Source organism: Weissella kandleri (assembly GCF_045504165.1).
In the GTDB taxonomy this organism is placed as follows: domain Bacteria; phylum Bacillota; class Bacilli; order Lactobacillales; family Lactobacillaceae; genus Weissella; species Weissella kandleri_A.
The window spans coordinates 19428-34432 of the sequence record NZ_JBJJNY010000013.1 but is presented as its reverse complement, the minus strand read 5'-3'; the positions used below and the strand labels follow the sequence as shown (position 1 = coordinate 34432).

11 protein-coding genes and 2 tRNA genes are annotated in these 15005 nt (G+C 39.3%); 1 reads left to right on the top strand and 12 read right to left on the bottom strand.

Annotated elements, in window-relative coordinates:
- The 9 genes from ACJQWY_RS06250 to ACJQWY_RS06210 form a co-directional block, all read right to left on the bottom strand.
- A partial coding sequence (locus ACJQWY_RS06250) for a Cna B-type domain-containing protein (RefSeq protein WP_407076876.1) occupies positions 1–3297 on the bottom strand: 3297 nt, incomplete at its 3' end.
- A gap of 364 nt (positions 3298–3661) precedes the next feature.
- A complete protein-coding gene (locus ACJQWY_RS06245; RefSeq protein ID WP_407076875.1) occupies positions 3662–5293 on the bottom strand; it encodes an ABC-F family ATP-binding cassette domain-containing protein in 1632 nt (543 codons plus the stop codon).
- Between the two features lie 115 nt (positions 5294–5408).
- Positions 5409–6200: a metal ABC transporter permease gene (locus ACJQWY_RS06240; RefSeq protein ID WP_407076874.1), complete on the bottom strand. Its 792-nt coding sequence runs from the start codon at positions 6198–6200 to the stop codon at positions 5409–5411.
- Positions 6193–6879, bottom strand: a complete 687-nt coding sequence (locus ACJQWY_RS06235; protein ID WP_407076873.1) for a metal ABC transporter ATP-binding protein — start codon at positions 6877–6879, stop codon at positions 6193–6195. The genes ACJQWY_RS06240 and ACJQWY_RS06235 overlap by 8 nt, the downstream gene beginning before the upstream one ends.
- On the bottom strand, positions 6876–7796 hold the full coding sequence (locus ACJQWY_RS06230; protein WP_407076872.1) for a metal ABC transporter solute-binding protein, Zn/Mn family: 921 nt from the start codon (positions 7794–7796) through the stop codon (positions 6876–6878). Before ACJQWY_RS06230 ends, ACJQWY_RS06235 begins: the two co-directional genes overlap by 4 nt.
- Before the next feature lie 2 nt (positions 7797–7798).
- Complete coding sequence (locus ACJQWY_RS06225; RefSeq protein WP_407076871.1) at positions 7799–8263, bottom strand: MarR family winged helix-turn-helix transcriptional regulator; 465 nt, start codon at positions 8261–8263, stop codon at positions 7799–7801.
- Between the two features lie 145 nt (positions 8264–8408).
- Positions 8409–10238, bottom strand: coding sequence for an acyltransferase family protein (locus ACJQWY_RS06220; protein WP_407076870.1), 1830 nt, complete (start codon positions 10236–10238; stop codon positions 8409–8411).
- 164 nt (positions 10239–10402) lie between these two features.
- Positions 10403–11080, bottom strand: coding sequence for a DUF975 family protein (locus tag ACJQWY_RS06215; RefSeq protein ID WP_407076869.1), 678 nt, complete (start codon positions 11078–11080; stop codon positions 10403–10405).
- Between the two features lie 148 nt (positions 11081–11228).
- Positions 11229–12689, bottom strand: a complete 1461-nt coding sequence (locus ACJQWY_RS06210; RefSeq protein ID WP_407076868.1) for a peptide MFS transporter — start codon at positions 12687–12689, stop codon at positions 11229–11231.
- 518 nt (positions 12690–13207) lie between these two features.
- On the opposite strand from ACJQWY_RS06210, the gene ACJQWY_RS06205 reads away from it, so the two are divergent.
- Positions 13208–13759, top strand: a complete 552-nt coding sequence (locus ACJQWY_RS06205; RefSeq protein ID WP_407076867.1) for a TMEM175 family protein — start codon at positions 13208–13210, stop codon at positions 13757–13759.
- A gap of 160 nt (positions 13760–13919) precedes the next feature.
- On the opposite strand, the gene ACJQWY_RS06200 is transcribed toward ACJQWY_RS06205, so the two are convergent.
- The 3 genes from ACJQWY_RS06200 to ACJQWY_RS06190 form a co-directional block, all read right to left on the bottom strand.
- Positions 13920–13991: transfer RNA gene (locus ACJQWY_RS06200), tRNA-Gln, on the bottom strand.
- A 5-nt stretch (positions 13992–13996) separates the two neighbouring features.
- Positions 13997–14082: transfer RNA gene (locus tag ACJQWY_RS06195), tRNA-Tyr, on the bottom strand.
- A gap of 36 nt (positions 14083–14118) precedes the next feature.
- Positions 14119–14946 carry a metallophosphoesterase gene (locus ACJQWY_RS06190; protein WP_407076866.1) on the bottom strand — a complete coding sequence of 276 codons (828 nt, stop codon included), beginning with the start codon at positions 14944–14946 and terminating at the stop codon, positions 14119–14121.
- Positions 14947–15005 lie beyond the last annotated feature (59 nt).

Below are 15005 nucleotides of genomic sequence, written 5' to 3'. Positions count from 1 at the left end.
ACTTGGCTCACTTGGCTCACTTGGCTCACTTGGCTCACTTTTAATAAGTGTATTGATGAAATTCGTTTTGTCTACCCTTTTTTCATATTTTGGCATATTTTTTTGATCGACTGTATAAATATATCGTCGTCCATTTTCATCATATTTCGGCAAATTATTAAAACTATACTTCCAGTTCAACTCAGGTGTAATACTTAACTCTTTCCAGACTACGCCATTGCGCGTAAGCTCTATATTCACCTGCTTCGGCCGTTCACGCTCATCACCATCTTTCCAGAAAATTTCCCCGTGTAAAGCAATTGTCCCAACAATCGTGTTCGTCAAATTAAAGTTCTCATGCTTCATTTGATAATGCGGGACTCCAACTTCTTGAAGCCTGTACGCTACCAACTGTCCTTGCCAGTATTTAGGCAAACCGTCGAATTGATACTGCCAATTACTCTGAGCATTCGCAATTTGCGTAGCGACTTTTACTTGATTCCGATATAAATCAATCGTAATTTGATCTGGTCGCAGTTTCTCCTGATTATCATCATCTAACCACTGTTTCTTACCATCAACCTTAGTCTGTGTTTCAGCTGCATTTAACCGGTTAATAAAATTATAACCTTCCTGAATACTTTGATAGTAAGGAATTGCTCGTTCTGAAACAGTGTAATTAAACAATTTACCTTGTGCATCGTACTTCGCTAATTGATCAAAATGATAACGCCATGCCTGATCTTTACTAACCACTGCCGTTGCCATTAAATGACCATTCTGATATAAATCAACCTGTATTTCAGACGGACGTAACCCCTGAACATCATTCAAATCATCCCAGATCTTGGTCCCTGAAATCTGAGTGACCCCCGCTAAAGTATTCGTTACATTATAACCAGCAATGACTCCTTGATAATTCGCGACGGGTTGTTCACTAATAGTATAGTTAAATGGCTTTCCCTTTTGATCATATTTAGGTAGGTCTTTAAAATGATACCGCCAATCATGCTGGGATGAAGTTTTCGTCTCAGCTATTTTACGGCCATTTTGATGCAAATTAATGGTAACGGCTTGGGGGCGCAATTTATACAGATTATTTTGATCCAACCACTTTTTCGTACCTTTAACATCAACCTGTCCAACTAAACTATTAATAAAGTGGGCCCCTTTTTGGTGAACTTGATAATATTTCACAGGTTGTTCTTTCACCTGATAATGATAACGCCGCCCCTGTGCATCATACTTTGGCAAATTTTTAAAAGCGTAGCGCCATCCTGTCTTAGCTGATACTTGCATCTTTTGAACTACCACATCATCTCTTAACAGCTCAAAGACTACTTGTTTGGGGCGCAATCCCGCATGATTTTGATTATCATTCCATTTTTTCGATCCTCGTAAATTCAAAGTACCCGTCAAAGTATTGATAATATCATTACCTCGTTTCTCTGAGCGGTAATTTTTCACAGGGACTTCCTTCACCTGATAATCATATTTTTTACCATGTTCATCATATTTTGGTAATTTTTTGAAGGCGTAATGCCATTGGGCTTGTGGTTTAAGTGTTTGTTGCGCAATTTTTTGATTGTTTCGATAAAGTTCAACCACGACCTCAGCTGGGCGCTGTCCTTCATAATTGTCATCATCCTGCCAAATTTTATTGCCTGTCCGCGCAGTTAAGCCGTACAAAGTATTTTCTATATTACGCCCTGAAATCTTAGTTTCATAACGGGGAAATTCTGCCACTTTTACTGTATATTGGTACGGCTGATCTGTCGTATCCACTTTAGGTAAATTACTAAAATCATATTTCCAATCTTGCTTGGCTGAAACGGTTTGCTTTTCAAAAAATTGATTATTTTGATAAATCTCGACCGTTAGCAACTCAGGACGCTTTTTATTAACATTATCTTGGTCATGCCAAATAATTTGCCCATTTTGACTAACCTTGGCGATGATTTTTTGATTAGGGACGGTTAATTCGGTCGGTTGACCCGCCTTAATTTGAAGCGGCCACTGTTTGGCATCCAACTGATAGCCAACCGGCGCGTCTTGCTCCACTAAGACGTAATTTCCTGGTAACAAACTTTTAATTTGCAAAATCCCCTGTTGGTCCGTGACTACGTTAGCTTTAATCAAACGCTTTTGATCATCGTATAAATTAAAAGTTGCTCCGCTTAAGCCAACTTGGCTTACCCCGTCCACTTTCTTTATTAACAAACTACCATTTTCGTCAAAATCACCGATTCCAGAACCACGCGCGTTAAAGACAATTTTCATAACATCTGCGCCCAAAATTTGACCACGCGCATTTTCCAACTGCGCCACATTTTGGACAACAACCTGGTCACCTACATAAAGTTGCGCAAAATTAGGATCATCAACTGGAATTGAAGTTTTATATAAAAGCATATAATCCATCTGGTTACCTGCTGGAATATCAACCGCAATCACTAAATGGCGCCCGCTTATCTGCTGTACTCGAATACGTTGATCTGTCAAATCACTTTCCACTGAAAAACCACTATTATACAAATTACCATTTCCATTTTCTTTAACATTCCATTTCCCGGCTTTAACTGTAAAATTATTTTGGTCAAACACCATATTTTCCGGCAATGTATCATGAATTAAATAATGTCCAGCCGGTAGCTTGGTATGGTTTAAATACAAGCGCCATGAATAAATTAATTCATTCGTATCTTCATTAAAATCATACCGTCCACTCTTTTCCAAAGGCTTGTAGCGTGACAATTCGCCCGGTTGACCAACAGGTTCTTGTCCCCAGGTTGGGTCATAAACCACATAATCGTCACCACCTAAATTAAAATGAGCTTGTCCATCTTTAGAATAGCTCATTTCAAAGTGCAACTTGATTTTTCCCCGCAGGTTATGTGCATCAAGCGCCCGAATAAAATTAAACTTGATTTGGTTTTGATGACTGTAATAGATTCCTTCAGCAATCACTTGTCCAGTATTATCCAAAACCTGCGATTTAAATCCCAACGGGCTAGCAACTTTAAATTCTGGTGGAATCTTTTCGAGCACAAAGTAATCACCCTTTTCGATAACCTGTGCATCATTAATATTCCAATCATAAGTAACATCTAATTGCGTTCCCACTCCTTGATACGGAACATTTGGTAGAATTTGCTGCCCATTTTGTTCCACCACCGTTTTAGGCCAGCGCACCATAACTTGACGCGTTTGATCATTCTTATTATCATCCGCATGGACTAAGCTAACGAAAGGGGACATTAGAAACCCACATAACAATCCCAATAGTTGGAAATAAACTCCCATCTTTTTATACACCATATTCAGCTCCTTATCTCTGCCTGTCATCTCCTTCATCCTAAATCTATCTATCATAATTAATATTATTTTTAATAGCTATAAGTTATTATTTATTAACTTAACGTATACATCATTCTCGGTTCTCCTTTTAATTTTTCTGTTATCAATTTAATTATTTTCTCATAATAATACACTGGATAACTTCCTGACAAGGATATCTTTTTGTTCACAATTAAAATCAACACAAAAAAGCCAGCTTGATTTTCATCAAACCGGCTTACTATTACAAACTTATTCAATATCCTTCTTCAATCAAATTTCAAAAATTAATATTGAATTACAATCTTTGCACACAATTTCAACATCTCATTTAAGATTTTTCAAATTATAACACAATTCCCAGATCATCCAGTTGTTTTTGCACTTCAGGATGATTTAAGAATTCATCATATTTCATATCAGCGCGATCAATTGATCCACGATTCGAGACAGCAACCACATGGTTCGCAATCGTTTGAGCGAAAGTATGGTCATGCGAAGTAAAGACCAAAGATCCTTCATAATCTACCAATCCATCATTCAATGAAGTAATTGATTCCAAATCCAGATGGTTTGTAGGGTCATCTAAAACCAAAACATTCGCTTTTGTCAGCATCAACTTTGATAACATCACACGGACTTTCTCACCTCCGGAAAGAACATCTAAGGTTTTCTCGGCGTCTTCGCCTCTAAACAACATCCGTCCTAACAAACCACGCAAAAATGTATTATCATTTTCTTCTTTTGAGGCATAGTCGCGTAGGAAGTCTAGAATTGGCATATCTGCCTTGGCAAAATTAGCACCCATATCTTTCGCTAAGTAATCACGCGTAGTGGTAACCCCCCAAGTAACTGTTCCAGAGTCAGGCTCCATCCGCCCGGCTAAAATATCTAACAAAGCAGTTGCAGCAATGTCGTTTTCAGCAACAATCAAGGTCTTATCGTTAGGGCTCAAAGTGAAAGTTACATTATCCAATAACTTCACACCATCGACAGTCTTAGAAAGATTTTCAACTCGTAATAAATCATTCCCAATTTCACGGGTAATATCAAAGTGAATATATGGATACTTTCGTGATGAAGGTTTAATATCATCAAGCGTAATTTTTTCCAATTGCTTTTTACGTGAAGTTGCTTGCTTAGACTTCGAAGCATTAGCTGAGAAACGAGCGATAAAGTCTTGCAACTCTTTAATCTGATCCTCCTTCTTAGCATTGGCATTCGCTTGTAGACGTGCAGCTAATTCTGCTGATTCCTTCCAGAAATCATAATTTCCCACAAAGAGCTTAATTTGTCCGTAATCAACATCCAAAATCATTGTTGAAACCGCATTTAAAAAGTGTCGATCGTGGGAAACCACAATCACAATATTTTGATAATCAGCCAAAAAATCTTCCAACCAAGCAATCGTCTTGGTATCAAGCCCATTGGTAGGCTCGTCCAAAATCAAAATATCTGGATTACCAAACAAAGCCTGTGCTAGTAAGACTTTAACTTTGGTACTTTCAGGAAGATCGGCCATTAAGGCATAGTTTAATTCTTCAGGAATTCCAATACTTTGCAAAAGTTGAATGGCATCTGATTCCGCGGTCCAACCATTCATTTCTTCAAAACGTGCTGATAATTCACCCACTTTGATTCCATCTTCATCTGTAAATGGATCATGTGTATAAATTTCATCCATCGCTTGTTTAACATCATATAATTCCGTATAACCTCGCATCACCGTGTCTAGGACGGTATATTCATCAAAGGCAAAGTGATCTTGCACCAATGATGACATCCGTTCATTTTGACCCATCTTAACGATTCCAGTGGTTGGCGCTAATTTACCTTCCAAAATTTTTAGGAACGTCGATTTTCCAGCCCCGTTAGCTCCAATCACACCATACGTATTTCCCGGGGTGAATTTCAAATTGACATTGTCATATAATTTTTTACCGTTAAAGGCAATCGAAAGATCTGTTACTGTTAACATTCATAACTCCTTTTTTACTTTAATTTATCCGCCTAATTACTGGCTTGAATTTCTGATTTAGTTAAAATGCGCTTTATCCATTCTAACAGAAACCACCGGTCTTGCGTGCTTTTTTCTAAAAACTTGCTGCTTTAACCCGGAGACTAACGAAGTAAATTCCGGCCTCAATTAAGGCGATAAAAAAGCTAACCGGTAAATTGGTCCAATACGCTAGAAGTAATCCGCCCCATACACCTAACAGTGCAAAAAGAATTGCCCAGCCTAGCATTAACACCACCGTGCGCCCCCATTGTAAGGCTGCTGAGGCTGGTAAAATCAATAAAATAAAAATTAACAATGAACCTACAACTTGGGCGGAAACCGCTACCGTGGTTGCCATTAACATTAAAAAAATACTTTCTAATAATACGACATGTTTCAAATTATATTTTGCCGTCTGCGCATCAAAGGCTAAATGCCGTAATGGGCGATATAAGCCTAATAAGATGAATAAAACGATACCTGCCAATAGCGCCACCTGCCAGACGTTTGACCAACTTAAACTAAAAATTGATCCAAATAAGATTCCCGTGGCGGCACTCGAACTTTTACCAGACAACGCTAAAAAGGCAACTCCTAACCCGATGGCAATCGCGCTCACCGCCGAAATCGATGCCTCTTTTTGTTGCTCAATTTGATTTAATTGCCCAATGCCTAACGCGGCTGCCAACGTAAAGAACAACATCCCCCACAACGGCGACCAGCCCATAAATAGACCAAACGCTGCACCGGCAAATCCAATTTCACTTAAAACGTGCCCAAAAAAGGCCATCTGCTTCGCTACCACAAAAACACCCATACTAGCTGCGACAATGGCAATTAAGGTTCCGACCAGCCACGCCTGCTGCATAAACGAATAACTAAACATTTTCCACCTCCGTCAGTAAAGGATGTTGCGTTTGCTGTTGATAATGTCCAAAATGGCCCTGGTGGTGCTGAATTAAGAGATAATCATCAGCATAGCGATCAACAATTTCGGCATCATGACTGACCATAATGATACTTAAAGTATGCTTTTGTTGATAATGTTGTAGTGCATCCATAAATTGGAATTTAGCAGCGGCATCTAAATTTGCCGTTGCCTCATCTAAAATTAAAACATCAGGCTTTTTCACTAAGGCTTGGGCTAAATACGCTCGTTGTCGTTGACCACCAGAGGCTTGATCAATCCGTTGATGCGCTAATTCAGTTAGCGCTGTGGCTGCTAAAATTTGCTTGAGCCATGCCTGCTCCTCTTGGGTTAACCACGGCCGCCAACCAGTATCAAAATTCAACTTAACGTACTCGGCAATCGTTAAAGGAAATTGATTCACATCACTGCGATATTGCGGAACGTAAGCAATTTGCAGACCCGTTTGTTCCCAAGTTAAGCTGCCCTGGTCTAACGGCCGCTCACCCATTATCGTTTGAATTAAAGTCGTTTTTCCGACTCCATTTTCTCCGAGCAAAGCCAAAATATGTTGTTGTTCCAACTGAAAATTCACGGCTTGATAGAGCCAATGCCCATTGGCTTGCATTCCAATATTTGTTCCTTTTAAAATTATCACGCTTCCAACCCCGTTTTAATTGCTTGTAAAATATCCATTTGCCACTGGTAATAATTTTTCTCTGCTGGCTGAGATTCTGTCACTCCAACCACCGGCACACCAGCTTGACGCGCTTTTTTCACAGCCTGTTGCGTAATCCGATTAGTCGTTTGCGTATTTTCTATGACCAGGCTAACTCGCTTTTTTTCAAGGGCTCGATTCCACTGTTCAATTGCTTGCGGACTGGGATCGTTACCGGCCTCCACCGCCTGCGCAAATTCTTGATCACCAATATGAACCGACCAACCGGCCAAGGCATTGTCATAAACTGGCTCAGTTGTCAGAATCATTTTCCCTGCTAGTTGAGATTTAATGTCATCACGCATTTGTTGCAACGGCGCCAAGGTTGCTAAATAATTTTGCGCTCGCCGTTGATAATAGGCTTGATGTTGCTCGTCTTGACGACTTAATTGTTCTACCAAAGCAGCTGTGACCACTTGCGCAATTTGCGGACGATACCAGAAATGCTCATTATCACCTTCCTGATAGCTAACCAAATGACTAACCTCAATTTGGGGCGTTTTTGCATGCGCGGCGCTTAAGTTGTGCGCCCATTCATCATAACCGCCTCCATTACTAATTATTAAATCAGCTTGCGCATATGTTTTGGCAGTCTGCAAAGTCGGTTCAAAATCATGGGGATCGCCATTATGGGGGCCCACAATATTAACGACCTCACCATATTTTCCAACAATCGCTTGGGCCATCTCACCATACACCGATAGACTACTGACAATCTTGAGCTTCTTAGGCGAGGCAACTGTACTTTGTTGAAAACTGGCCGGTCGCGCCAATACGGCTTGATGCAAAATTAACCCTACCAAGCTGACCACCACGATTAAGCCCAGCCAACCATTGATATTTTTATGCTGTTTCAATCCTAAGCCTCCAACTTCATCACCAATTGCTCCATGAAACTTTTTATTACCTGTTGCTCAGATTCAGAATAATCATTTAATAATTCTTGATAAATTTGCAAAGTCACCTGATGTTGCCGTAAGTGGTCCTGGGCATGTAATTGACCTTGCTCTGTTAACTGAAACCGCACTACCCGTCCATCATGTTGATCCATCACAGCCTCTAAATAGCCACCATCATCGGCATCGTGTTGCAAACTCTTGATAGCTTTAGTAACCGCTGCCCGACTAAGGTTTAACCTGTCCGCTAATTGTGCATTCGTTTGCATTGGCTGTTCAGCTAGCAACATTAGAATATGCCCTTGCGTCGTCGTTAGATTATCCTGACTCGGACTCAACAAAAATTCGCGTTGTTGCTCCGCCTTTTGACATAAGCGATTCAAACTTTCATTGATGAGATTGGCTGTCGTTTTATTCATATCTGTCATCTTAAAACTCCTTTACCGGTTAATTAACCAGTTAATTATATCGAAAATCATTTAAATTAACAACCTCTTCAATAAAAAAATAGCTTAGCCATCCGCATTGTAGCGAAAAGAAGCTAACCTATTTAAATCTATTCATACATCATTCTTAATCTTTACCCGTTTTTAAAACGGACCGTAAGATTAATTTTGTATATTCAACCGAACCAACTGGATTTGGATGTACGCCATCCTTACCCAACCATTCTGGATGCTGCTGCACCTGATGCTGCCAGTTAACAATATGCAAATTATCATATTTTTTGTTCATCTGGTCCAAAAGCAAATTGTTGCCCGCAATCCAACTCCGATTAGCAAAATCATTAACCCAATAAACCTGCACTTTAAGTCCTGCCGCCTGCATCACCGTTTGAACTTGTTTTTCAGATATATTTCCATTAGTTCCGGCCGCAATCAATAAATCGCCTGCCATTTGATCTTTGTGACGCGTCCGTTGCACGATTGACACTACATCTGCCACACTACGACCAACCTTAGCATCAACTTGCATATGCGGTACTAATTGTTGTAAATTCGGTGCCGTATTCAACAAAACTGAATCCCCCACCGCCGTCACTTTCAATGTTTTCAACTGCTGATATTGTTGCTCATTTACCGCAAACTTATCCATCGTCGCGCGATCATCACCTGTTAATTGATTGGTCGTTGAAACCTCTGCCTTCGCCTGCTGGTTGGCTTGCTTAATTTTATGCGCGTTCGTGGTTAGACGTTTCTCTAAAGTCGTCTTAGGTTGCGCTTTACCAGCGTTGGGTTGCACCAACACAAACAACATTCCGCAGCTTAAAATCCCCGCAATAATTTGGTAAGTCAGACGGGTCCGCCCAACCATTTGGTGCGTGAAGTTAACCTTGCGCCGAAAGACTTCTTCGATATAGCGGTAGCTAACTTCAGCCAACAGTAAGACCCACGCGATTTTCAAAAAATCATCAAAAAGATTTACCGGCCGGTGAACTAGTTGATCATACAAAACAAATACTGGTAATTGATATAGGTAAATACTGTATGAGCGCGTCCCTAAATAATTCAAGAAGCGTCCATTTAATAATTGACTAAATTGAGACGCTGGATGAACGGTAACCGCTACTAAAATGGTCATCACTAAACTAACTAGGTACATCCCTCCGTCATAAGTCCAAGCTAATTGACCATCCATCAGCCAAAATGCCATTAACACAACCAACAGGGCTCCCCACCCCGTCAAATTTAAGCTGCGTCGAACCTTAGGCTTAATTTGCTCGCGCAGATGCAGTGAGGGCCAAATAAAAGCCAAAGCCGTTCCTAATAAGATCGCAAACAAGCGTGTGTCCGTCCCATAATAGACTCGGTCAAGACCGACAGTATTATATAATATAACCATTAAAATTTCTGAGACAACCGCTGCACCGAACAAACTACCTGCAATTTTAGCGCGATGCCACCCATGTTTTAGTACCCACCAAACAATTAAAGGCCAGATTAAATAAAATTGACCTTCAATTGATAATGACCAAAGATGGGTGAACGGCGAAGGATTATTCCATTGCTCAAAATATGATTGTCCATGGACCATTTCCCAAAAATTAAATACATATGTTAAATTGGTAGCAATGATGCCACGTAAATTATATAAAAAATCACGTGCAAAAAGTCCAATCATCGTTGTGACAAGCAAAAGCATCCCCAGCAATGCTGGATATAGCCGTTTAATTCTGCGCCACCAAAAACTGTACCAATTAATTGTCTGCGTTTGATCATATTCTTGAATCAGTAAATCTGTAATCAAATACCCCGAAATCACAAAAAATAAAGGGACCCCGAGCCAGCCACCAATAATTTTTTGGGGCCACAGATGAAAAAGAATTACGCCGATGACCGCAATCGCTCGGAGACCATCGAGTCCAGTAATATAGCGATGCTTTGCGACTGAACTTTGTTCCATTGCACTTTACCTCTTTTTAATTTGCCCATTAACTCTTAATTGTTAAGTATAACCGAATTTATTGATGTTGTATACGCGTCTGAAAAATTAAAAACCCTTCAGCATTCACTGTAGGGTTTTTTACTCGCTTGAAAATTAATGTTGAATTTTTAAATATACCTAAGCTATTGCTCATTGCGTAAACTTAAATAGAATTCCGCCATGACAGTTTCATAATATGGCAAAATCCAAAATGATGCTAGTCCAAAGGTTATAGCCGCTAAAATCCACCAAGGAATAAATTGAACTTGCAACCAAAAATATTGAACCTTATGTCCGTCCATCAAAGCTTGCGAGCGACTCAAATATTCACCCATCGACTCAATCGTTTTCCCTTGTTTAACATCATCTGCATACAAAAACTCTGCCTGTGAATATGCGATTGCTTTAATCACACCAGGGATAAACAACAAAATTCCCCATAAAATAGTATATAGGAAGCGGAGCCCCATTAAGACCACTGCATCCCGGACGGTTTCGCGCTTAAAATACTTAAAACCTTGTTTCTCCGGTTGCTCAGGGACTTTCTCTGTGCGCACCCACTCAATTAGAGCATAGACCGTTCCCAGACTAATAACTCCTACCAAGACGGCTTCAACTAACCCAGACCAGAGGCTCTCACTTAACATGTACATTATGTTAGCCAATGTAAACGTATGTTGACCTTTAAAACCACTTCCATATGAAACCCACGCACTTAAAAATTGCCAAGCAATTAAAGGCCATGTCAGTTTAAAAACTACTGCCCAGTTTAATCTTACTCGTTGCCACGCAGATCGCTTTAGCTGCATATTATCTTGCATTTTTGCATGTCTCACTTTCTTAATTAATAATACTATTTTATCACACCTAACCAAAGTATACCGAATCGGTATCTCATTTATAACCTCCACCTTCAATCAATTAAAAAACCAAGTCGCATTGCGACCTGGTTTAATTTCACACTCGAACTTATTCAATCCCGTCCATCAAACGAACCACGGTTTTAACCATAAATAACATCACAATTCCCAAAGCAACTGTGATAATTCCAAAGGTAAAGAAGTATTGTACTTCTGTCTTTGGACTATACATACCAACGAATTGTGCATTCAAAGCTGATCCGACGGCTGAAGATAAGAACCATAGTGACATCATCTGGGCTGTGTAGGCCTTAGGTGCCAACTTAGTCGTTACGGACAAACCAACAGGCGAAATCAGCATTTCTCCAATGATAATCAAAGCCCATGAACCAAGCAACCAAAGTGGTGAAACTCGGCCAGCTGTTCCATAGATATTTCCAGGAATGGCTAAGAGCAAGAACGAAGCTCCCGCAAAGAGTAATCCAACCGCAAACTTCATAGGAGCAGAAGGAGAATTCTTCTTCCAGTGGCTCCACAAATATGCAAAGAATGGCGTATACAACATAATAAAGAACGGATTCAATGACTGGAACCAAGAAGCTGGGAACCATGTATGAATCGTCCGGTTTTGCGCAAAGGTAGCCAAGACCACGGAACCTTGTTCTTCCAAGGCCCAAAATAACACAGCTCCTAAGAACAAAGGTAGGTAAGCTACGACCCGTGAACGCTCTTGTTTAGTAACTTTTGATGATGTTAGCATTTGTCCGAAATACATAACTGGGACAGCGACCGCAATTATTGTTAACAAATTAATGAAATCAGCGATCTCATTCCAACCCATCAAATTCATCAATACCACAACTAGGCCAAAAACAATCAAAGCTAAAAGCACTTTTAAAATTAAAGGCTTAACTTCTTCTGGTTGCAGAGGATCAGTTGGATAGAGACCATCCGTTGGCAAATCTTTTTTACCACCAAAATGATACTGGATTAAGCCAAAGAACATCCCAATCGCTGCCAAACCAAAGGCGGCGTGGAAACCAAAACTTTCTTGAGTCCAACCAACCAATAAGGGGGCGATAAATGAACCTAGATTAATTCCGAAAACGAAAATCGAAAATCCTGCGTCCCGACGTCGATCGGTTGGTGTATAAAGTGAACCAACCAATGAAGAAACGTTTGGTTTTAACAACCCGGTCCCAATGATAATCAAGGCAATCGAACCAAATAACGCTGAAGCTCCAAACGGTAAAGCTAAAACAAGATGCCCAACCATAATAAAGACTCCACCTAAGAAGACCGCTTTACGTGAACCTATCATTCGATCAGCAATATATCCGCCAACCGCCCCTGATAGATAAACCATCGATGCATAAATTGCCATAATTGAAGCTGCAACCGCGCGCGTAATATTTAAATCGCCGGTTGAAATTAAATGCCACATATAATACAACAAGATAGCCCGCATTCCATAATATGAAAAGCGTTCCCACATCTCCGTCATAAATAGAGTAGCGAGTCCAATTGGTTGACCAAAAAATTTCTTTTCTTCTGTTTCTTCTGTACCCATAAACTCCTGATCTTTCCTCTTACACCTTTATGTAAAAAATCTAATAATGTTTTAATTTTAACAGCATTCCCTTATAGATACAAGATTTTTTTACAAACATGTCAAGATATCGGACAGCTTTTCTTTAAATACATCGATATGCGCCGCTCCAACCGAGTCAATGGCTGATTTAAATTAAAAATTGCCGATTATTTCGCTTATTCTTCAGGATTTATCCAAAAAATATCTATTTTGACTCAATCAAAATAAATTAATTCTCATTTTGGTCACACCACTATCCTAAAAATACTCATAAATTTTTGATAATCAAAAAACGCCACATTAAGTTTTGTGACACATCGTTTTAACGGCTATTTTAAAATTTTAAAACTATTTTTTATAAGGATATCAGCTTAGCATAATTAATAAAGCTAAAAGAGCCACTCGCCAATTTTCACTAACTAATCTTTCATTGAGTTGCTACAACTAAATGTATCAGTATAATTAAACAATTAAATCAATTAGGAGCTTTTTATAATATGAACAAAGAACGCTTTGAAGCTTTTACGGATGCAGTAATTGCCATCATTATGACGATTTTAGTATTAGACATACACTTACCCACGGATGATCACTCTATACATCCGATTATTGCGATTGCCCCCTCATTTATTGCCTATATTGTTAGTTTCACGATTTTAGCGGTGAGGTGGGTTAATCACCATAATTTATTTTTACACATTGAAACTATAAACCATAAAATACTATATACAAATATATTTTTACTATTCTGCGCTACATTATTACCAGCTACAACTGCCTGGTTTGGATCTGATATATACTCTCCCATAGCTGCATGGTTATACGCTTTAAATGTAATTATTTACAATATTTCTTTTTCAATGTTACGCAATGAGGTATTAAAAATTAATAGTGATTTAAAACATTTATATTTTACTGAATTTACATCTTTAATACTCAATATTGTTGCTTTAGTTATTGTTTTCTTTTGGCCACCGTTTATTATTATTAGTTTACTATTAGATATTCTTTTATGGGCGATACAACCAATTGTGCATCATAAGAATTAATCCATCCACTCCGTGTTAATACTACGGAGTTTTTTATTAAAAAAATCGCTTTAACAATTATGTTAAAGCGAACTTGCCAGCGGGCAAAAAATTCAATTTTTCACGCACTCACGATTTAAACGTTGTACAAGCTATGTCTTAATACTACAAAGCTTTTTTATTGGGGTAGTAGGATTCGAACCTACGCTACATGGTACCAAAAACCACTGCCTTACCACTTGGCTATACCCCAAATACTGGTGGGGGGTAGAGGATTCGAACCTCTGAACCCGAAGGAATGGATTTACAGTCCACCGCGTTTAACCAGACTTCGCTAACCCCCCGATACGTTGTAATTAACTTATCAACGTATATATATATTACAGGTCGCCCTGTAAATTGTCAACACTTTTAAATAACTTTTTTTGCCAACTTGTCGAAAATTCTGGATCAACCCACTCCATCCGCTTGCCACGGTGATATCCGACGCTTACATTTTGATATTTAATTTGTTGAATTTGCTGCGCAGGTTGATTTCGATGCACATGACCAGAGACGACTGCTTTAATTTGCGGATACTGCGCATATAATTCAGCATAGCGTTTTGAACCCATAACACCATTCACCATTTGCCAACGGGGTGACGCAGTTGGGTACTGTAAACCTAGCGCATTTGGTACAAAATGTTGCACCACAATCACCCTTTGTTGAGCCGTTGTCGCATCTAGAGCTTTTTTTAGCTGCTTTAAACTCAAATCCGTTCTTTCTGGATCACTTAAAGGTTGTTCAATTAACCGATCATAATAAAAGCCTTGCTTAAATTGCTGAACTTGCTGTTTTTGCGGACCACGAGCTAAAGAATAATCATACCAGCCATTATTCCCCAAAACCACGGTATCTCCAATTTGGAAACGTTTATTATGCAAATAAAGTGGGCTTACCTCCGACTCCAACTCATCAAAGGTCACGCCATGCCCCATTTCATGATTTCCCGCTAAAAATTTAATTTTGATATCCGACCCAACTAAAACCTGCAAACGCTCCGCAAAGATTAAGGTTTTTTCAAAATAATTAAAACTATCACCGGCAATAATATAAGCAGCTGCTTTTTGTTCCTGTAAGTAATTTGCCTGCATCGCCAAGATTTGGTCTACATCTAACCGATTAATATCAAGATGCTGATCACTACTAATGAATATTTTAGCCATTTTTCACCTCAATGTGTTTACCTTAATTACAGCACTTCCTCAACTACCATATCTTACGA

What these genes read in the sequence shown, in the direction of transcription:
- ACJQWY_RS06215 (WP_407076869.1), bottom strand. Translation starts at nt 11,080, where the DNA reads ATGCAAGATAATATGCAGCTAAAGCGATCTGCGTGGCAACGAGTAAGA.
- ACJQWY_RS06210 (WP_407076868.1), bottom strand. Translation starts at nt 12,689, where the DNA reads ATGGGTACAGAAGAAACAGAAGAAAAGAAATTTTTTGGTCAACCAATT.
- ACJQWY_RS06225 (WP_407076871.1), bottom strand. Translation starts at nt 8,263, where the DNA reads ATGACAGATATGAATAAAACGACAGCCAATCTCATCAATGAAAGTTTG.
- ACJQWY_RS06240 (WP_407076874.1), bottom strand. Translation starts at nt 6,200, where the DNA reads ATGTTTAGTTATTCGTTTATGCAGCAGGCGTGGCTGGTCGGAACCTTA.
- ACJQWY_RS06190 (WP_407076866.1), bottom strand. Translation starts at nt 14,946, where the DNA reads ATGGCTAAAATATTCATTAGTAGTGATCAGCATCTTGATATTAATCGG.
- ACJQWY_RS06220 (WP_407076870.1), bottom strand. Translation starts at nt 10,238, where the DNA reads ATGGAACAAAGTTCAGTCGCAAAGCATCGCTATATTACTGGACTCGAT.
- ACJQWY_RS06205 (WP_407076867.1), top strand. Translation starts at nt 13,208, where the DNA reads ATGAACAAAGAACGCTTTGAAGCTTTTACGGATGCAGTAATTGCCATC.
- ACJQWY_RS06245 (WP_407076875.1), bottom strand. Translation starts at nt 5,293, where the DNA reads ATGTTAACAGTAACAGATCTTTCGATTGCCTTTAACGGTAAAAAATTA.